Genomic DNA, 18305 nt, shown 5'->3' on the forward strand with positions numbered 1-18305 from the left:
CCCCTCCCTGTCGCACGCTCCACGTCGCACCCTCTGACCCCAGCCCGACGCGTCACCGCGCGCCCCCTTCTCGGCGCTGCCCACACCTGGTGACACGACGACCCGCGCACCTCCCTCACCCACTCCCCTGGACGCACGCCGCGCCGCCACAGGGGCGGAGCGTCATGCCCTGGACGGACCGGCTCCGGAGCCCCGTCCCCCTTTCTCCCGCGCCGGTACCCGTTCAACCCGTCTTCCGTTCTTCCCTCTCACGAAGGAGCCTTCATGCCTGACGTCTTTGTCAACTACCGCACAGGAGACGAGGAATCCGCAGCGACCATGATCGCTCGGGAGCTCGCCAGACGGTTCGACGACGAGCGGGACAACGAGCGGATCTTCTTCGCCAGCAATTCGATCAAGCTCGGACGCCGCTTCCCGGAGGAACTGGTCAAGGCGGTGGAGCAGTGCGACGCGCTCCTCGCCGTGATCGGCCCGCGCTGGGCGGAAGTACAGGGCGCCGACGGCCGCCCCGCCCTGCAGAGCGAACAGGACTGGACCCGGCGGGAGATCCGGACCGCGCTCGAACGCGGGATTCTGGTGATCCCCGTACTCGTCGGAAAGGCCACAAGGATCGACCGCACCGTCCTCCCCGACGACCTACGGGAGCTGGCGGACTGCCAGTACAGACGGTTCGACCACCGCAACGCCGAGTCGGACCTGGCGGGGCTCGGCGATGCCCTCGCCCGGCTGCTGCCCGAACTGGGCGCGGCAGACCGAGACGCCCGTACAGCTCGGGAGCGGGCGGAGGCGAAGTCCCGGAAGAAGTCCGGAAAGGACGTCGGGCACACCAGGATGCGGAGCCGCGACGTCGAGCAGCGGGTGCGCGGCGGCATCGGGAATCTGAACGGGGACCTGTCGGGCACCTTCGTCAACGAGCCGCAGGGTCCTGTCAACACCGGTCAAGGACCCCAGTACAACGCCCCTCACTTCCAAGGGGACAACACCGGCGTCCAGTTCACGGCAGGCGACAACAGCGGTACGGTCCACCAGCGCTTCGAGCGCGAGCACCGTCGCTCGGACGACGAACGATGACCGAGCAGGATCGCGTCACCGTCAACGACCCGCGTGGCCCGGTGAACAACGGCATGGGGCCGCAGTACATCTTCTACGGCGCCGGCGCGGACTGGATGATCCGCAAAGGGGTTGAGTCCCTCCGGATCGTCCGCGAGGACCGGGAGCGCCTGGCCGACCGCTTCGTTCCGCCGAGGGGCTACCGCATCGCCGCCGACCGCCTGGAGAAACCCGGATCGGTAGTGCTGCTGGAGGCTCCGCCAGGAAGCGGCCGCCGCGCCGCGGCGATCATGCTGCTGCACGACCTCGGCGAGGACGGAGCAGCCGATGAGGAAGCCCGGTTCGAGGAGCTTCCCGCGGACAAGGAAGAGACACCGCTCGCCGCGAACGAAGGGGATCGCTTCCTCCTCGACCTCTCCGGGATCACGGACGAGGAGACTTACGCCAGGGCCCAGATCCGCCTGGCCGTGAGCCGCTCACAGATCCACGAGGCGGGCGCCCACCTGGTCGTCGTCCTGCCGTCGGGCATGACGCATGCCCACGCGCCCGACCTCCAACCGCATGCGGTGACGCTGGGGCGCCCCCGAGGCATTACCGTCGTCACCCGGTATCTCCGCATGGACCGGATGGCCTTCCGCGCGGCCGAGCTGGGGAGCGCCGACCTCCAGCGCTTGTGCGACCGCTCTCCCATGCGTGAACTGGCCCAGCTCGCGGGGTTGGTGAGGACCGCTCGCGACAGCGGCCGATTCGGCGCCGACTTCAAGGACTGGCTCGACCAGGCGATACGGGCGGTGACCGATCGTGCCGGTGAGGTGGGCCGGCAGGTGGCCACGGTCCGCGCCGCGCCCGAACGCGCCCTGCTGCTCGCGACGGCGATGTTCGAGGAGGCCGGTGCCGACACCGTCTACGAGGCGTGGCAGGGCCTGATGGGAACGGTGCGACACAAGGAGGAGGCGACGACCGAGCTCGCGCGGACGGACTTCGGGGAGCGATTGACGGCGCTCGGCATCGGGCGGGACCCGGACGAACGCCTCCGCTTCGAACGGCTGGCCTACGCCGACGCGGTACGGACCTACTTCTGGGCGAACTTCCCGGGGATGCGCGACGACCTCAGGGACTGGATCGGCCGTGCCGCCGGGCTTCGCGGTCTGACCACCGACGAGCGGGTGAACGTCGTAGTCCGCTTCGGCGAGCGGTCCCTCGCGGTCGGGCGGCCCGACCACCTCTTCGACCTGGTGGTCCGCTGGGCGGACAGTGCGACCGGGACTTCCTGCGACCCGCGAGCCGTGGCGGCCCTCGAACTCGGGCTCAGCCACGAGAGGCTCGGGGGTTGGTTCCGCAGGCGGATGTACGACTGCGTGAAATCCGGGCCTTTGTCGGACGGTCTCGTCCGCGTCCTGACCGCCGCCTGTCTCCAGAGCCTCGGCGCGACGCACCCGGATCAGGCGATGGTGCGGCTCCACCACCTCGCCGTACGCGAGGGGGAGGCCGCGCGCGCGGCCCGGGAGGCACTTCTCGGCCTCGCCGGCCGGGACCGTCGGCTCTACCGGCTGCTGATCGACCGCCTGCGGGAGGGGACGGGCGGGAAGCCGGGCAAGGCGGAGCCTCATCTCCTCCTGCTCACCGAGCTGTTGGGAAGGGACCGGGTACCGGACCCGTTGCGGTGGCCGGACTTGTTCCTCGGCTGGTCGACGGTCTTCTCCCAGCCTCCGACGGAACTCTGGAACCCGCTGGTGAGGAGCTGGCTGCACGCGGTTTCGGATGACAGCACACAGGAAATGGCGCTGGACGTGATGGTCAGGGCGACACACGGCCGCGCGGCCGCTCTCCACCGCCTCTACGCCATCACGTGCGACTGGGCACTGCAGACGCGCCACCCGTCCCATGCAGCGGTCGCCGACCTCTTCTGGCAGCACATCGACCACGCGCAGTACGCCCGCACGAGTACGGAGCATACGGACGCCGGACCACGGACCACGGAAGAGGCCTGATGAAACACCGCTTTCCCATCCTGCTGTTTGTCGCTCTCTGCGGCCTCGCACCGGCTGTGCTCGGAAATCTCCTGCACTGGTCGGCGTGGCTCTGGGGATTCATGGCCATGGTGACGACCTCGGGCTCCCTGCTGCTCGTCGTGACGGTCCTCAGCGGCAGCAGCGCGGCGGCCGACCCGTACGAGCCCGGGGAACCCGAGCCCCCCAGGCCCCCGACGGAGCAGCCGTATCAAGAGACGCGGGTGATCGACGCGGCTTTGCCCAGCGCGGCGGACGGCTACGACTTCCTCTTCTCCGCAACCGTGTGGTGGAAGCCGGTCCCTGAGCACGCCAACCGGTCCGACGACGCCTCCCCCGCCCTCGCCGTGTCTTCGGTCGTGAGCCGGGCCTTGGAGGTCGTCCGCCGCGAAGAGCCCGGGCGGGCGAGCTTCGCCCGGTATCTCCTGGAGGGTGAGTTGGGCGTCCTTCTCCCGGACCGGAGCGGACGGGTGAACGCCCTGGCGGCTGACGTGGCGCTGACCCTCGCCCCCGCCGACCGCGAGCGACTGCGGAAGTTGAACGACCTACGCAAGGACGAGGAGATCTGGGAGTACGAGCGCGAGCACGAGCGCAACAAGCGGCGCTACCTAGGTGACGATGTCCTCAAGAGCGCGGGCAGCGCGGTGGTGTGGTGGCTGGCCCGTCACGAGAACGAGATCGACAAGGCGGTCGGCATGATCGGCCCGCTCGCCCAGATCGCGGCGGCGGCCAACGACGAAGAGGTGCCGGAGCTCTTCCGCCACCTGCTCGTCCCGCCCGTGGGCGTGCCGAGCGAAGAGACCGCCGGAAACCCGCTGTGGGACGACAGGCCCGGCCGGGGAGGGGCGATGTTCGACCGCGAGGAGGAAGTAGGGGTTTCGGATCGGCTGCTTCTGCTACTGGCGGCGGTGGGCCTGAAGCCGGACATGGACGAGTACACGGTATTCGTGCACCGTGTGGTGCGGAGCCTGGATGCGGCCGGACTGCGAGAGGCCGCCGACGAGATCCGGCGGATCGTTCTCCTGGTGTCCGACGGGGGCGGTGACGAAGGACCGGAGGAAAGGCTTTCGGGCGAACAGGACAACACAGGACCCTGGCCACCGCGCTCCCCGAGGCCCGACGGCTCGCCGCCCGCCGACACTGCCGCGGAACCGAATGCGGACCCGGACACGGGCCCGTTCACTCCGGGGGCGACGCGGAGCGACGCGAACGAACAGACCCAGAGCTGGTACAGCACGACCGGGGACAACCTCACACCTCCGCACTTCTGGAACGCCTCGCAAAACCGGCACCGATCCGCCGGGCCCCGTACAGGGGACGAGGACAACGAGGCTGGAAGCTGATCCGAAAGGGGCCGACTCCCGAAGGAGTCGGCCCCCAACTCGACATGAACCAGAGTGCGGTAATCATCCGCTCAGACGTTGAAGCGGAACTCCACCACGTCGCCGTCCTGCATGACGTACTCCTTGCCCTCCATGCGGGCCTTGCCGGCTGCTCGGGCTTCGGCTACTGAGCCTGTTTCGATCAGGTCGTCGAAGGAGATGACCTCCGCCTTGATGAAGCCCTTCTGGAAGTCCGTGTGGATCACGCCGGCCGCTTCGGGGGCCGTGGCGCCCTTCTTGATCGTCCAGGCGCGGGATTCCTTGGGGCCGGCCGTCAGGTAGGTCTGGAGGCCCAGGGTGCGGAAGCCGACGTGGGCGAGGGTGGCCAGGCCCGGTTCTTCCTGGCCCACCGACTGGAGGAGTTCCAGGGCCTCGTCGTCGTCCAGTTCCGCGAGGTCGGACTCCAGCTTCGCGTTGAGGAAGATGGCCTCGGCGGGGGCGACCAGGGCGCGCTGGGTGTCCTTGAAGGTGTCGTCCGTCAGCTCCTCCTCGTCCACGTTGAAGACGTAGAGGAACGGCTTGGCGGTGAGGAGGTGCAGGTCGTGGAGGGGTTCCGCCTTCTCCGTGCCCTGGACCAGGCCCGCCGAGAACAGCGTCTCGCCCTTCTCCAGGATCGCCTGCGCCTCCTCGATGGCCTTGACCTTCGGCAGGACGTCCTTCTTGATGCGCGACTCGCGCTGGAGGCGCGGGAGGACCTTCTCGACCGTCTGGAGGTCGGCGAGGATCAGCTCGGTGTTGATCGTCTCGATGTCGTCCTTGGGCGAGACCTTGCCGTCGACATGGACCACGTTCTCGTCCTTGAAGGCGCGGATGACCTGGCAGATCGCGTCGGACTCGCGGATGTTCGCCAGGAACTTGTTGCCCAGGCCCTCGCCCTCCGAGGCGCCGCGCACGATGCCCGCGATGTCCACGAAGTCGACCGTCGCCGGGAGGACCTTCTGCGAGCTGAAGACCTCGGCGAGCTTGGTCAGGCGCGGGTCGGGTACGCCGACCACCCCGACGTTCGGCTCGATGGTGGCGAACGGGTAGTTGGCCGCCAGCACGTCGTTCTTGGTCAGGGCGTTGAACAGGGTCGACTTGCCGACATTCGGCAGGCCGACGATTCCGATCGTGAGCGACACGTTGGCGACTTCCTGGAGAGAGGGGGAGCGGGTGGGTGGAGAGCGGGTGGTGAGTGGTTGCCCAGTTTACGGGCGGTGTCCGGCGGTCGATGACGGGTTCGGGGCGGCCCACGACACGCCCGTACGCCTCGAACGCAACGCCAAGCTCGCCCCAAGCGCGTGTCCTGTGCCGGATTCGTCCCCCTCTGCCACCTACGTTGGTCGGGTGGACCAGCACAGGACACGTCAGCCCCAGCGCCGGATCAGGCCGGGGACACCGCCTTCGCCCCGGGGCGCCGTCGCGGAGGCCGCGAGCGTCCACCGGGTGCCACCCGCGCCGGTGCGCCGGGTGCCGCCGGTGATCGTCCGGCTGCGCGGTCTGCCCAATCCCCGGTTCACCGGGATCGGCGCGGGGCTGTTCGCCACCGCCGTCATGCTGTTCGTCGGGTTTGTGGACGAGCTGCTGTTCGACGGGGCGCCGTTCCTCTACGGCTTCATGTTCCTGCTGGTCAGCGCCGTGACCGCGCTCTGGGTGCGGGAGGCCGACCTCGTGACCGCCCCGATCGGCGTACCCATCGCCTTCGCCGTCGGCACGACCACGATCGCCGGCGGTACGGGGGGGTTCGGTGGGAACGTCATGGCCGTCGTGACCGCGCTGGCCGTGCACGCGGGCTGGCTGTACGGCGGGACGCTCGTCGCGGGCCTCATCGCGTCCGTGCGCAAGATCCGCCAGATGGGGCGCCGCCAGCTCGCCCGCGACGTGGCCGCCGCCGCCGCGAACCGGGCCGGGCGCCCCCCGCAAGGGGGCGCGCGAGCGGCCGCCGGGCCTCGCGGGGCCGTACCGCGCGGGTAGGAACACCTGCCGCGTACGGTCAGCTGACCCGTACGAGCAGCCGCCCCGTACGAGCAGCTGCCCGTACGGACGGTACGACCCCGCCGGACGGTACGGCCCCGCCGTACCGCCTACCTGCCCGCCGCCGCCATCGCCGCGCCCACGATCCCCGCGTTGTTCTGGAGCTCCGCCGGGACGATCTCGGCCTTGATGCCCTCGATCAGCGGAATGAACTTCTCCGCCTTACGGCTCACCCCGCCACCGATGATGAACAGCTCGGGCGAGAACAGCATCTCCACGTGCGCCAGGTACTTCTGGACCCGGTGCGCCCAGTGGTGCCAGCTCAGGTCCTCGTCCTCCTTGGCCTTCGTCGACGCGTGCTTCTCCGCGTCGTGGCCGTGCAGCTCCAGGTGGCCCAGCTCGGTGTTGGGCACCAACTTGCCGTCCGCGAAGAGCGCGCTGCCGATGCCCGTACCGAACGTCAGCAGGAAGACCGTGCCCTTGCGGCCCCGCCCGGCGCCGAAGGCCATCTCCGCGACCCCGGCCGCGTCGGCGTCGTTGAGGACGGTCACCCGGAGGTTCAGCTTGTCGCCGAGCAGCTGGCCCGCGTCGACGTCGATCCACTTCTTGTCCACGTTGGCGGCCGTACGGATCACGGAACCGGTGACCACCCCGGGGAAGGTGATGCCGACCGGCCCGGACCACCCGAAGTGCCGTACGACCTCGACCACGCCGTCCGCGACGCTCTCGGGCGTCGCGGGGTGCGGGGTGAGTACTTTGTGACGCGGTTCGACCAGGTCGCCGCGCTCCAGGTCCACGGGCGCGCCCTTGATCCCCGAGCCGCCGATGTCCACTCCGAAGACGTTCATGGACACAACGTTACGGGCAGACGACCGCCACGCGCGCCGTTACCCCTCGACCGTACGTACGGACCCGGCGACCGGCCGTACGTACGGACTCCCCGAACGGGCGTACGGAACAGGGAGGGGGGAAGCCGGAAGCGGGAAGCGGGCTCACTTCGCCGCGAGCGCCGCCGCCTCCGCCCGCAGGTCGCGCCGCAGCTCCTTCGGCAGCGAGAACACGATCGACTCCTCGGCCGCCTTCACGATCTCGACGTCCTCGAAACCACGCTGCGACAGGAACTCCAGGACGCCTTCGACGAGCACCTCGGGAACGGACGCCCCCGACGTGAGACCGACCGTGGTGACCCCTTCCAGCCAGGCCTCGTCGATCTCGGCGGCCTCGTCCACCAGGTACGAGGCGCGCGCCCCGGCGCCGAGGGCGACCTCGACCAAACGGACGGAGTTGGACGAGTTCTTGGAGCCGACGACAATGACCAGGTCCGCGTCCGCGCCCATCTGCTTGACGGCGATCTGGCGGTTCTGCGTCGCGTAGCAGATGTCGTCGCTGGGCGGCGAGATCAGCAGCGGGAACTTCTCCTTGAGCCGGTCGACCGTCTCCATCGTCTCGTCCACGGAGAGCGTGGTCTGCGACAGCCAGACGATCTTCGACTCGTCGCGGACCTCGACGTTGTCCACGTCGTCGGGGCCGTCGACCAGCGTGATGTGGTCCGGGGCCTCGCCCGACGTGCCGATGACCTCCTCGTGGCCGTCGTGGCCGATGAGGAGGATGTCGTAGTCCTCGTTCGCGAAGCGGACGGCTTCCTTGTGGACCTTCGTGACGAGGGGGCAGGTCGCGTCGATGGTGGCGAGCTTGCGCTGCGCCGCCTCCTCGTGGACGACCGGCGCGACGCCGTGCGCGGAGAACATGACGATCGATCCCTCGGGGACCTCCGCCGTCTCCTCGACGAAGATGGCGCCCTTCTTCTCCAGGGTCCGTACGACGTACTTGTTGTGGACGATCTCGTGCCGGACGTAGACGGGCGCGCCGTACTGCTCCAGCGCCTTCTCGACGGCGATCACGGCACGGTCCACCCCCGCGCAGTAACCGCGGGGGGCGGCGAGCAGGACGCGTTTGCCGGCGCGGCGCGCGGCGTCTCCACTGGGGGTGGCGGCGGGCGACGGGCGGGACGTGTCAGTCATGCGTCCCATCGTAAGGCCGCCCAGAACAGGCGGGGGGTCGCCTGTGGACACAAGACTGGGCGTACGTGACGGTATGTGATGGACGGAGGACCCGATGGGCGGCACCGGCGGCACCGGCGACACCGGCGGCGGCGAGGACGGGCGGCCGGGGGACGCGGGGCTGGGGGACGGTGGGCCGGTGTGGGGTGGTGGGCCGGAGAGTCTGCGCGAGCCGGTCGCGCCGGCCGAGGGGAAACTGCGGCGGACGCTCGGATTCCGGGACCTCGTCGTGTACGGGCTGCTGTTCATCGCCCCGATGGCCCCCGTCGGGGTGTTCGGGACGCTCGACGCGAAGTCCCACGGGGCGGTGGCACTCGTGTACGTGGTGGCGACCGTCGCCATGGCGTTCACCGCGTTCAGCTACGCCCAGATGATCCGGGTGGCCCCGCAGGCCGGGTCGGTCTTCAACTACGCGCGCAAGGGGCTCGGGGAGGGGCCGGGGTTCATCGCCGGGTGGATGGCGATGCTCGACTACCTGCTGATCCCGGCCGTGGCGTACCTCTTCGCGGGGATCGCGATGGAGGCGCTGGTCCCGTCCGTGGACCGGTGGGTGTGGACGTCGATCGCCGTCGTGGTGACGACGCTGCTCAACCTGTGGGGGGTACGGGCGGCGGCGCGCGTCGGCCTGGCGGTGCTCACGCTGGAGATCGTGGTGCTGCTGGTGTTCGTGGTGGCGGCGATCGTCGTGCTCGTCCAGGACGGGGCGACGCGGGGCTGGTCGACGCCGTTCACGAGTGACCGGGGGTTCTCGCTGGCGGCGGTCGTCGGGGCGGTGTCGGTCGCGGTGCTCTCGTACCTGGGCTTCGACGCGATCGCCTCGTTCGCCGAGGAGGTGACGGGCGGCTCGCGGAAGGTGGCGCGGGCGGTGCTGTTCTGCCTGGTGCTCGCGGGGGTGCTGTTCGTCGCGCAGACGTATCTGGTGGCGCTGCTGGAGCCGGTGGGGTCGGCGCGGCTGGCGGCCGATCCGGCGGCGCAGGGCACGGCGTTCTACGACGCGGTGGATTCGGCGGTCGGTACGTGGCTGCACGACCTGGTGGCGGCGAGCAAGGCGATCGGGGCGGCGTTCGCGGCGCTGGCGGGGCAGGCGGCGGCGGGGCGGCTGCTGTTCGCGATGGGCCGGGAGCGGCGGCTGCCGCGCGGGCTGTCCCGTACGGACTCGGGCGTGCCGCGCGTGGCGCTGCTGCTGGCGGCCGTGGTGACGCTGGGGGCGGCGGTGTGGGCGGCGCAGCGGGGCGACGGCCTGGACAAGCTGGTGTCGGTGGTCAACATCGGGGCGCTGTCGGCGTTCGTGCTGCTGCACGCGTCGGTGGTCGGGTGGTTCGCGGTACGGCGCGCGGAGGGGGCGCCGCGATGGTTCGCGCACGTGGTGCTGCCGGTGGTGGGGGCGGCGATCCTGGTCGCGGTGATCGTGGAGGCCTCGGGAACGGCGCAGGTGGTGGGGGCGATCTGGTTGGCGGTGGGGTTGTTGGTGCTGGTGGTGCAGCGGGGGCGGGGGCGTGGTCAGGGGCGGGGGCGGGTGGCGTCGGGGTGAGGGGGGTGCGCGGCTGCGGGGGTGCGCGGCTGCGGGCTTGGCGGGGGCGTGCGGCTGCGGGCTTGGCCGGGGGGGCGGCTGCGGGCTCAGCGTGGGTGTGGCTGCGGGCCTGGCGCGCGGTTGCGGGCCTGGCGGCCGGGGGCGCGGCCGCAGGTACGGAGGGGGCACTCCGGGCGGGGCAGCGGGGGGCACGGAGGGCGGTGCGGCTGCGGGCCGGGGCACGGGCTGATCGGCGGGGCGGGGCCGGGCGGGCACGGAGGGTACGGAACGGAGGGGACACGGCGGCGGGCTCGGCAGGGCGCGGTCTGGTAGGCAGCAGGGACGGGGGCACGGAGGGGCGCAGCTGCGGGTACGGCGCGGGCGCAAGACACTGCGGGGGCCAGCCGGGCGGGCACGGCGCGGGGCACGGGCACGGCCGTACGCGCGGCGGGGGCACGGCGGGGGGCGGTCTGAACGGCAGCAGGGGTGGCCGGCGGGTGGAGTGGGGGCGCGAAGGGCAGCGGGGACACGCCGGGCGGGCGGGGCAGCGGGCGGGGCGGGCGACGGGGGTCAAAGTCGCACGCACGGCTGCGGGCACTGCGTAGGGGGCGCAGCGGCGCGCGGTCTGATCGGCAGCATGGACGGGCTGCGGTGCGCGGGCTGCGGTGGGCGGGCCGGGGGCGTGGAGGGGCGCGGCTGCGGGGGTGACGGGGCAGGCCGGGTGGGTGCGGCTGCAGGCTTGGGGGGTGCGCGCTTTGCGGGGTCACGCCGGGTGGGCGCGGGCACGGCGGGCGGCGCGGTGACGGGCGCGGGGGCGCGGACTGATCGGCGGGGCGAGGCCGGCGCGACGGGGACACGGCAGCGGGCGCGGCGGGGCGCGGTCTGATCGGCTGCAGGGAGGGGCGGCGGTGGGCAGGCTGGGGCGCAGGGGGGCGCGGCTGCGGGCATGGCGGGGGGCACGCCGGGTGGGCGCGATCGCAAGCGCGGCGGGGCACGTCGGGGGCGCGGCTACGGGCACGCCGGCGCAGGAACGGCGGGGGCCGCGGCTGGCGGGCGTGGTAGGGGCGCGGCGGATGGCGCGGCTGCGGGTGCGGCTCGGCGGGGTGGTGGTGGGCGGGGTGGGATGTCGGTGGGGGCCTATACGCTCCTGTGCATGGCTCTCAACACGTCCGCGGACGCCCCGCTGCCCGTCGGTGAGGTGTCGCGGCTCATCGGTGGGTGGATCGACCGGCTCGGGGCCGTCTGGGTCGAGGGCCAGATCACGCAGCTCTCGCGCAGACCGGGCGCGGGGGTCGTCTTCCTGACGCTGCGGGACCCGTCGTACGACATCTCGGTGGGTGTGACGTGCTACCGCCAGGTGTTCGACGCGATCGCGGACGTGGTGTCCGAGGGCGCGCGGGTCGTGGTGCAGGCGAAGCCGGAGTGGTACGCGCCGCGGGGGCAGCTGTCGCTGCGGGCGACGGAGATACGGCCGGTCGGCATCGGTGAACTGCTGGTGCGGCTGGAGCGGTTGAAGCAGGCGCTGGGCGCGGAGGGGTTGTTCGCGGCCGACCGCAAGAAGCCGCTGCCGTTCCTGCCGCAGCTGATCGGCCTGGTCTGCGGCCGGGCGTCGGCGGCCGAGCGGGACGTGCTGGAGAACGCGCGGCGGCGCTGGCCAGCCGTCCGCTTCGAGGTGCGCAACACCGCGGTGCAGGGGGTGAACGCGGTGGCGCAGGTCGTGCAGGCGGTCGAGGAGCTGGACGCGCTCCCGGAGGTCGACGTGATCGTCGTGGCGCGGGGCGGCGGGAGCGTGGAGGACCTGCTGCCGTTCTCGGACGAGCAGTTGGTACGGGCGGTGGCCGCGTGCCGGACGCCGGTCGTCTCCGCGATCGGGCACGAGCCGGACTCCCCGCTGCTCGACCTGGTGGCGGACGTACGGGCGTCGACGCCGACGGACGCGGCGAAGAAGGTCGTGCCGGACGTCGGCGAGGAGCTGGACCGGGTGCAGGCGCTGCGGGACCGGGCGCTGCGGACGGTACGGGGGCTGCTCGACCGGGAGGAGCGGGGGCTCGCGCACGCGCTCGGGCGGCCCGTGATGGAGCGGCCGCGGCGGATGGTCACGGAGCGCGCCGCAGAGGTGGACGCGCTGGCGGACCGGTCCCGGCGGGTGCTGCGGCATCTGCTGGACCGCGCGGACTCGGAGCTGTCGCACACCCGCGCGCGGGTGGTGGCGCTGTCGCCGGCCGCGACGCTGGAACGGGGGTACGCGGTGCTCCAGCGCTCCGACGGGTCGGTCGTCCGCTCCCCCGAGGACGTCACGGCGGCCGAGGAGTTGCGGGCGCGGGTGGCGAACGGGGACTTCGCGGTGCGGGTCGTGGAGTGACCGTGAAGGCCGCCCTGGGCGAGGGGCGTGGCGGGCTCGGCCCAAGTTGCCCACGCGGCGGGTGCCGCCCGTACCGCGTTCGCCGCCGGTCTCGGCGGCACCGAACGCTCGACTTGTTCCACCGTATGGAGGATGGATCGCATGGCGACGACGGATGAGAAGGCCGGGCTCGGCTACGAGCAGGCGCGGGACGAGTTGATCGAGGTCGTGCGCCGGCTGGAGGCGGGCGGGACGACGCTGGAGGACTCGCTGGCGCTCTGGGAGCGGGGCGAGGAGCTGGCGAAGGTGTGCCGCCACTGGCTGGAGGGCGCCCGCGCCCGCCTGGACGCGTCCCTCGCGGACGACACCAAGGGCTCCGAGCCGTCCGAGGACTGAGCGGATCGGCCGAGAGCCGAGCGGGCTCCGCCCACGACTGAGCGGGCCTTGCGGCGCGCCGGGCCGGGGCGCACCCCGGGGCCACCTTCGCCCGGGCCGTGGGAGCCGGCGGGTGCTGCCGCGCATCCGCCCCAGGGGATCAGCCCGGGTCGGACGTACCTGCCGGGCAGGCGGCGGCGCGCCACAAGAAGGGCGACCAGGCGGGCCGGACTGCGGGCACGAAGGGCCGATCCGAAGGGAAACGTCCGGGCGGCTGAGGCGGTCGGACACGCGAAGAGCGTCCGAGCGGCTGGGGCGGCGACCGCCTGGGGCCGATCCGAGAGGTACGTCCGGGCGGCTGGGGCCGTCGGCCACGCGAAGAGTGTCCGAGCGGCTGGGGCGGCGCCCGCATGGGGCCTATCCGAGAGGTACGTCCGGGTGGCTGGGGCGGTCGGACACGCGAAGAGCGTCCGGGCGGGTGGGGCGGTCGGACACGCGAAAAGCGTCCGGGCGGCTGGGGCGGTCGGACACGCGAAAAGCGTCCGGGCGGCTCGGGCGGCGACCGCCTGGGGCCGATCCGAGAGGTACGTCCGGGCGGGCGGGGCGGTCGGGCGCGAGGGGGCGGCCCGAGGAGGTTGGGCTGTCCGCCGCGAAGGGGCCTTGGCCGAGGGCGGTCAGGTGGGCGGACCGGCCTCAAGGAGGCAGCCCCCGACCGCCGCCGCAGCGGTCACCTCAGCTCGCCGCCGGGGCCGTTCCCAGGGCTGCTGCCATCTGGGCCAGGCGTTCGTACGACGCCGTGCCCGTGACCACCGTCGTCGCACTGCCCTCCGTACGGACCAGCGCGTCGTACTTGGGCCCGTCCCAGCGCTGCCACGTCTCGCCGGCCACCCGCTGGGTCTTCCCGGTGTCCGCGGCCTGCTGCGTGACGCCCGCAACGTACTTCCCCGCCGGCATCGTGGACTGCTCCACGGCGACGTACTCCCCGTCCGGGTCGAGGTAGCCGAGGTGCCACGCGTCCGCGTTCCGCCGCTCGTACGAGACCGACGTGGGCTTCCAGCCGGCTGGCAGGCCCGTCGGCGCCATCACCGGGTACGGGGCCGCGCGCCGCGCCGTGAGCAGCTCGACGCGGTAGTCGACCGCCGGGACGGGGTCGCCCTTCTCGTCGTGCGGGATGAACACGTAGATCACGGCGACCACCGCGCCGATGACGACCATCGACAGGAACATGTCCCGTACGGACTGTCTGCCTCGCTTCTCTGCCACGGCCCCATCGTCGCATCACGCCCCTGCCGCTCATCCGTGGGCCCCACTGCTCAATCTGGCGAGGTACGGATAGAGTCGTATCACCCTCTTTTCCGGTCGTCACCGCACAGAAAGGTGCGCTCCGATGTCCGACAGTCAGCTGCCGCCCCCGCTGGAAGTGTCTCCCGAAGCCCCCGACCGCAACCTGGCGCTGGAGCTGGTCCGGGTCACCGAGGCGGCCGCCATGGCGGCCGGCCGGTGGGTCGGGCGCGGCGACAAGAACGGCGCCGACGGCGCCGCGGTGAACGCGATGCGCACGCTCGTCTCGACGGTGTCCATGAACGGCGTGGTCGTCATCGGCGAGGGCGAGAAGGACGAAGCCCCGATGCTGTTCAACGGGGAGCACGTCGGCGACGGCACCGGCGCCGAGGTCGACATCGCCGTGGACCCCATCGACGGCACCACCCTGAACGCCAAGGGCATGCCGAACGCCATCGCCGTGCTGGCCGCCGCCGACCGGGGCGCGATGTTCGACCCGTCCGCCGTCTTCTACATGGACAAGCTGGTGACCGGCCCCGAGGCCGCCGACTTCGTCGACATCAACGCGCCCGTGTCGGTCAACATCCGCCGCGTCGCGAAGGCCAAGCACGTCTCACCCGAGGACCTCACGGTCGTGGTGCTCGACCGCCCGCGCCACGACACGATCGTGCGGGAGATCCGCGAGACCGGCGCCATGATCAAGTTCATCTCGGACGGCGACGTGGCCGGTTCGATCATGGCCGCGCGCGACGGTACGGGGGTCGACCTGCTGCTGGGCATCGGCGGGACCCCCGAGGGCATCATCTCGGCGTGCGCCATCAAGTGCCTCGGCGGTGTCATCCAGGGCAAGTTGTGGCCCAAGGACGACGAGGAGCGCCGGCGCGCGGTCGACGCGGGCCACGACCTGGACCGGGTCCTGTCCACCGACGACCTGGTGAGCGGCGACAACGTCTTCTTCGTCGCGACAGGCATCACGGACGGCGAGCTGCTGCGCGGGGTGCGCTACCGCTCGGAGACCGCGACGACGCAGTCGCTGGTCATGCGCTCCAAGTCCGGCACGATCCGGCAGATCGACTCGACGCACCGGCTGTCGAAGCTGCGCGCCTACAGCGCCATCGACTTCGACCGCGCGAAGTAGGGAAGCCGGAGTACCGGCCGTACGGAAGGGGCGCCCCGCGTGTGCGGCAGGGCGCCCCTTCCGGCGTACAAGTGCGAGAAGCAGGTACGGGTACGGATACGGGCCGCGGTCAGCCCGCGGCCGCGATGGGGCCGTTCGCCGCCGCGGCCGTCCTCAGCTCCACCTCACGGCGCCTGCGGCGCGCGAGCACCACGCGGCGCTCGGCGGCGGTGAGGCCGCCCCACACGCCGTACGGCTCGGGCTGGAGCAGCGCGTGCTCCCGGCACTCGACCATGACCGGACAGCGGCCACACACGCGCTTGGCGGACTCCTCACGCGACAGCCGTGAGGCGGTCGGCTCCTTGGAAGGGGCGAAGAACAACCCGGCTTCGTCCCGGCGGCATACCGCCTCCGAGTGCCAGGGGCCTGCCTGATCCTCCCGGGCGGGACTCCGCTGGGAGGGTACGGCGGCGACCTGCAGGGGCTGATGCGGCGGATGCGGCACGGGTCTACTCCTGACGACGGCTTCGCGAGCGAGAGACGATGCAGCTGTCCTTACCCGCTGTGCGCGCCGCTATGCACTGCGTGGCACCCTGTTCCGGAGTCCGGAACCGAGTGCGGAATTCCGGACGCGTAACCACAACAGGACACCTTTGGCGGGAAAACACCGCCCCGGCGGGCGCGGCCCGTCAGTACCCGAGGTGCTTGCGTGCCCGCCGGTGCAGGTCGGTGATCCACTTGCCGCGCTTGGGCTTGGCCTCGATGTTGCCGAACACCGAGTAGCCGTTCACGACGACCACCGGCGCCTCGGGATCGGCGGCCTCCAGCGTGACCACCTCGAAGTTGCCGAAGACACCGGTGCCACTGCCGCGCAGGGAGATGTTCTCGGGGACGCGGACCTCGACGTTGCCGAAAATGGACGTCGCGTTGATCACGGTTGTCCGCTGGCCGAAGAGCGCTTCCGTGAGATCGATCTCCACATTCCCGAAGAGCGCGAAGACGCGCGTGCTCCGGCCGATGCGCCAGCGGCCCTTGCGGGTCGAGCTGCTGAACACCGCGACGAGGCTCTCGGTGGGCGCCGTCGGGTCGTCGGGGCCGTATCCGTACGCCGGGCCCCCCGCGGTCGCGGAGCCGGTGGCGCCCCCCGTGCCGGCCGCGGGCAAGTCCCGTACCAGCGGCTGCAGTTCGCCCAGGGTCTTGGCCCGGTAGACGGAATCGATCCGGTCTGCGTGCTCCTCGGCGTCCAGACGCCCCTCCGCCAGCGCCTCCCGGAGGATGTCCGCGATCCGGTCTCGGTCGGCGTCGGAGGCCCGGATGCCCGCGGGCTCCGCCGGCGCGACCGGCTTCTGGGGGTGCTTTTCGAGGTCCACGCCCTCAGGGTAGCGAAACGCGATAGATCGCGACCAGAGGCAGTCCGCGAGGCGATACGGAGGCGCCGCCGGGAGCGCTTCGTGAGGCGGACCTCACCGGCGCCGGGGCCGCCCGGCCGCCTACGCTGGGGTTCGCGCGGCCAATGGAGGCCGCGCCGCTGCCTGTCGAGTGAGGAATGGCCGTAATGCCAGAGTTTGTGTACTCCGATCTGCTCCCCCTGGGAGAGGACACCACGCCGTACCGCCTGGTGACCGCCGAAGGTGTCTCCACCTTCGAGGCCGACGGTCGTACGTTCCTCACCGTCGAGCCCGAGGCGCTGCGCACCCTCGCCGCCGAGGCCATGCACGACATCTCGCACTACCTGCGCCCGGCCCATCTCGCCCAGCTGCGCCGCATCGTGGACGACCCCGAGGCCTCCTCCAACGACAAGTTCGTCGCGCTCGACCTGCTCAAGAACGCGAACATCGCGGCGGCCGGCGTGCTCCCCATGTGCCAGGACACCGGCACGGCGATCGTGATGGGCAAGCGCGGGCAGCACGTCCTGACCCGGGGCGGCGACGAGGAGGCCCTGTCGCACGGCGTCTACGACGCGTACACCAAGCTCAACCTGCGCTACTCGCAGATGGCTCCGCTCACCATGTGGGAGGAGAAGAACACCGGCTCGAACCTGCCCGCGCAGATCGAGCTGTACGCGACCGACGGCGGCGCGTACAAGTTCCTCTTCATGGCGAAGGGCGGCGGCTCCGCCAACAAGTCGTTCCTCTACCAGGAGACGAAGGCGGTCCTCAACGAGGCCTCCATGATGAAGTTCCTGGAGGAGAAGATCCGTTCGCTGGGGACGGCCGCGTGCCCGCCGTACCACCTGGCGATCGTCGTCGGCGGCACGTCCGCCGAGTTCGCCCTCAAGACCGCCAAGTACGCGTCCGCGCACTACCTGGACGAGCTGCCCGCCGAGGGGTCGCCCACGGGCCACGGCTTCCGCGACAAGGACCTGGAGCAGAAGGTCTTCGAGCTGACCCAGCGCATCGGGATCGGCGCGCAGTTCGGCGGGAAGTACTTCTGCCACGACGTCCGGGTGGTACGGCTCCCCCGCCACGGCGCCTCGCTGCCCGTCGCGATCGCCGTCTCCTGCTCGGCGGACCGCCAGGCCCTCGCGAAGATCACCGCCGAGGGCGTGTTCCTGGAGCAGCTGGAGACCGACCCGGCGCGCTTCCTGCCCGACACCACCGACGAGCACCTGGACGAGGCGGGGGACGTCGTACGGATCGACCTCAACCGGCCGATGGACGACATCCTCGCCGAGCTGACCGACTACCCGGTCAAGACCCGGCTCTCGCTCACCGGACCGCTGGTCGTGGCGCGCGACATCGCGCACGCGAAGATCAAGGAGCGGCTGGACGCGGGCGAGGAGATGCCGTCGTACCTGAAGGACCACCCCGTCTACTACGCGGGCCCGGCGAAGACCCCCGAGGGGTACGCGTCCGGTTCGTTCGGCCCGACGACGGCCGGGCGGATGGACAGTTACGTCGAGCAGTTCCAGGCGGCCGGCGGTTCGAAGGTCATGCTCGCCAAGGGCAACCGCTCGAAGCAGGTCACCGACGCGTGCGGCACGCACGGCGGCTTCTACCTCGGCTCGATCGGCGGCCCGGCGGCGCGCCTCGCGCAGGACTGCATCAAGAAGGTCGAGGTCGTCGAGTACGAGGAGCTGGGCATGGAGGCGGTCTGGCGGATCGAGGTGGAGGACTTCCCGGCGTTCATCGTCGTGGACGACAAGGGGAACGACTTCTTCACCGAGCCTGCCCCCGCGCCGACCTTCACCAGCATCCCGGTGCGCGGCCCCGGCCTGGCCTGACCCG

Annotated in this window: 15 protein-coding genes; 9 read left to right on the plus strand and 6 right to left on the minus strand. The window is 71.6% G+C overall.

Annotation, left to right across the window (positions count from 1 at the left end; translation table 11 throughout):
• Nucleotides 1–264 precede the first annotated feature (264 nt).
• From HA039_RS11595 to HA039_RS11605, 3 genes are read left to right on the plus strand one after another with little or no spacing between them, the layout of a single operon-like run.
• Complete coding sequence (locus HA039_RS11595) at nt 265–1071, plus strand: toll/interleukin-1 receptor domain-containing protein (RefSeq protein WP_167027710.1); 807 nt, start codon at nt 265–267, stop codon at nt 1069–1071.
• The gene (locus HA039_RS11600) at nt 1068–3041 is read left to right on the plus strand and encodes a hypothetical protein (RefSeq protein ID WP_167027713.1); all 1974 of its coding nucleotides are present in this window, start codon (nt 1068–1070) and stop codon (nt 3039–3041) included. The genes HA039_RS11595 and HA039_RS11600 overlap by 4 nt, the downstream gene beginning before the upstream one ends.
• On the plus strand, nt 3041–4402 hold the full coding sequence (locus HA039_RS11605) for a hypothetical protein (RefSeq protein WP_167027716.1): 1362 nt from the start codon (nt 3041–3043) through the stop codon (nt 4400–4402). Before HA039_RS11600 ends, HA039_RS11605 begins: the two co-directional genes overlap by 1 nt.
• Nucleotides 4403–4473: 71 nt before the next feature.
• Here HA039_RS11605 and ychF read toward each other — a convergent pair whose 3' ends face one another.
• The gene (ychF, locus tag HA039_RS11610; protein ID WP_167027719.1) at nt 4474–5562 is read right to left on the minus strand and encodes a redox-regulated ATPase YchF; all 1089 of its coding nucleotides are present in this window, start codon (nt 5560–5562) and stop codon (nt 4474–4476) included.
• Between the two features lie 205 nt (nt 5563–5767).
• Here ychF and HA039_RS11615 point away from each other — a divergent pair, with 205 nt between their 5' ends.
• On the plus strand, nt 5768–6394 hold the full coding sequence (locus tag HA039_RS11615) for a DUF6542 domain-containing protein (RefSeq protein ID WP_167027722.1): 627 nt from the start codon (nt 5768–5770) through the stop codon (nt 6392–6394).
• A 110-nt stretch (nt 6395–6504) separates the two neighbouring features.
• On the opposite strand, the gene ppgK is transcribed toward HA039_RS11615, so the two are convergent.
• A complete protein-coding gene (ppgK, locus tag HA039_RS11620) occupies nt 6505–7242 on the minus strand; it encodes a polyphosphate--glucose phosphotransferase (RefSeq protein ID WP_167027725.1) in 738 nt (245 codons plus the stop codon).
• A 144-nt stretch (nt 7243–7386) separates the two neighbouring features.
• Nucleotides 7387–8415: a 4-hydroxy-3-methylbut-2-enyl diphosphate reductase gene (locus tag HA039_RS11625; RefSeq protein ID WP_167027728.1), complete on the minus strand. Its 1029-nt coding sequence runs from the start codon at nt 8413–8415 to the stop codon at nt 7387–7389.
• Nucleotides 8416–8509: 94 nt separating this feature from the next.
• On the opposite strand from HA039_RS11625, the gene HA039_RS11630 reads away from it, so the two are divergent.
• The 3 genes from HA039_RS11630 (at nt 8510) to HA039_RS11640 (ending at nt 12701) form a co-directional block, all read left to right on the plus strand.
• Nucleotides 8510–9985: an APC family permease gene (locus HA039_RS11630; protein ID WP_167027731.1), complete on the plus strand. Its 1476-nt coding sequence runs from the start codon at nt 8510–8512 to the stop codon at nt 9983–9985.
• Between the two features lie 1132 nt (nt 9986–11117).
• Nucleotides 11118–12326 carry an exodeoxyribonuclease VII large subunit gene (gene xseA, locus HA039_RS11635; RefSeq protein WP_167027734.1) on the plus strand — a complete coding sequence of 403 codons (1209 nt, stop codon included), beginning with the start codon at nt 11118–11120 and terminating at the stop codon, nt 12324–12326.
• Between the two features lie 141 nt (nt 12327–12467).
• Nucleotides 12468–12701, plus strand: coding sequence for an exodeoxyribonuclease VII small subunit (locus HA039_RS11640; RefSeq protein WP_425086332.1), 234 nt, complete (start codon nt 12468–12470; stop codon nt 12699–12701).
• A gap of 711 nt (nt 12702–13412) precedes the next feature.
• On the opposite strand, the gene HA039_RS11645 is transcribed toward HA039_RS11640, so the two are convergent.
• A complete protein-coding gene (locus tag HA039_RS11645) occupies nt 13413–13943 on the minus strand; it encodes a DUF4245 domain-containing protein (RefSeq protein ID WP_167027740.1) in 531 nt (176 codons plus the stop codon).
• A gap of 124 nt (nt 13944–14067) precedes the next feature.
• Between HA039_RS11645 and glpX the strand changes: the two genes are divergently transcribed.
• On the plus strand, nt 14068–15099 hold the full coding sequence (gene glpX, locus HA039_RS11650; protein WP_167027743.1) for a class II fructose-bisphosphatase: 1032 nt from the start codon (nt 14068–14070) through the stop codon (nt 15097–15099).
• A 109-nt stretch (nt 15100–15208) separates the two neighbouring features.
• On the opposite strand, the gene HA039_RS11655 is transcribed toward glpX, so the two are convergent.
• Both HA039_RS11655 and HA039_RS11660 read right to left on the minus strand, forming a co-directional pair.
• On the minus strand, nt 15209–15583 hold the full coding sequence (locus HA039_RS11655; protein WP_167027746.1) for a WhiB family transcriptional regulator: 375 nt from the start codon (nt 15581–15583) through the stop codon (nt 15209–15211).
• 184 nt (nt 15584–15767) lie between these two features.
• The gene (locus tag HA039_RS11660; RefSeq protein WP_167027749.1) at nt 15768–16448 is read right to left on the minus strand and encodes a DUF1707 SHOCT-like domain-containing protein; all 681 of its coding nucleotides are present in this window, start codon (nt 16446–16448) and stop codon (nt 15768–15770) included.
• Nucleotides 16449–16633: 185 nt separating this feature from the next.
• On the opposite strand from HA039_RS11660, the gene HA039_RS11665 reads away from it, so the two are divergent.
• Nucleotides 16634–18301, plus strand: a complete 1668-nt coding sequence (locus HA039_RS11665; RefSeq protein ID WP_167027752.1) for a fumarate hydratase — start codon at nt 16634–16636, stop codon at nt 18299–18301.
• Nucleotides 18302–18305: the final 4 nt, after the last annotated feature.

Source organism: Streptomyces liangshanensis (genome assembly GCF_011694815.1).
GTDB classification, from domain to species: Bacteria; Actinomycetota; Actinomycetes; order Streptomycetales; family Streptomycetaceae; genus Streptomyces; species Streptomyces liangshanensis.

Coding starts and splice junctions, on each gene's coding strand:
- HA039_RS11595 (WP_167027710.1), top strand. CDS start 265: ATGCCTGACGTCTTTGTCAACTACCGCACAGGAGACGAGGAATCCGCA.
- HA039_RS11600 (WP_167027713.1), top strand. CDS start 1,068: ATGACCGAGCAGGATCGCGTCACCGTCAACGACCCGCGTGGCCCGGTG.
- HA039_RS11605 (WP_167027716.1), top strand. CDS start 3,041: ATGAAACACCGCTTTCCCATCCTGCTGTTTGTCGCTCTCTGCGGCCTC.
- ppgK (WP_167027725.1), bottom strand. CDS start 7,242: ATGAACGTCTTCGGAGTGGACATCGGCGGCTCGGGGATCAAGGGCGCG.
- HA039_RS11625 (WP_167027728.1), bottom strand. CDS start 8,415: ATGACTGACACGTCCCGCCCGTCGCCCGCCGCCACCCCCAGTGGAGAC.
- HA039_RS11630 (WP_167027731.1), top strand. CDS start 8,510: ATGGGCGGCACCGGCGGCACCGGCGACACCGGCGGCGGCGAGGACGGG.
- xseA (WP_167027734.1), top strand. CDS start 11,118: ATGGCTCTCAACACGTCCGCGGACGCCCCGCTGCCCGTCGGTGAGGTG.
- HA039_RS11640 (WP_425086332.1), top strand. CDS start 12,468: ATGGCGACGACGGATGAGAAGGCCGGGCTCGGCTACGAGCAGGCGCGG.
- glpX (WP_167027743.1), top strand. CDS start 14,068: ATGTCCGACAGTCAGCTGCCGCCCCCGCTGGAAGTGTCTCCCGAAGCC.
- HA039_RS11665 (WP_167027752.1), top strand. CDS start 16,634: ATGCCAGAGTTTGTGTACTCCGATCTGCTCCCCCTGGGAGAGGACACC.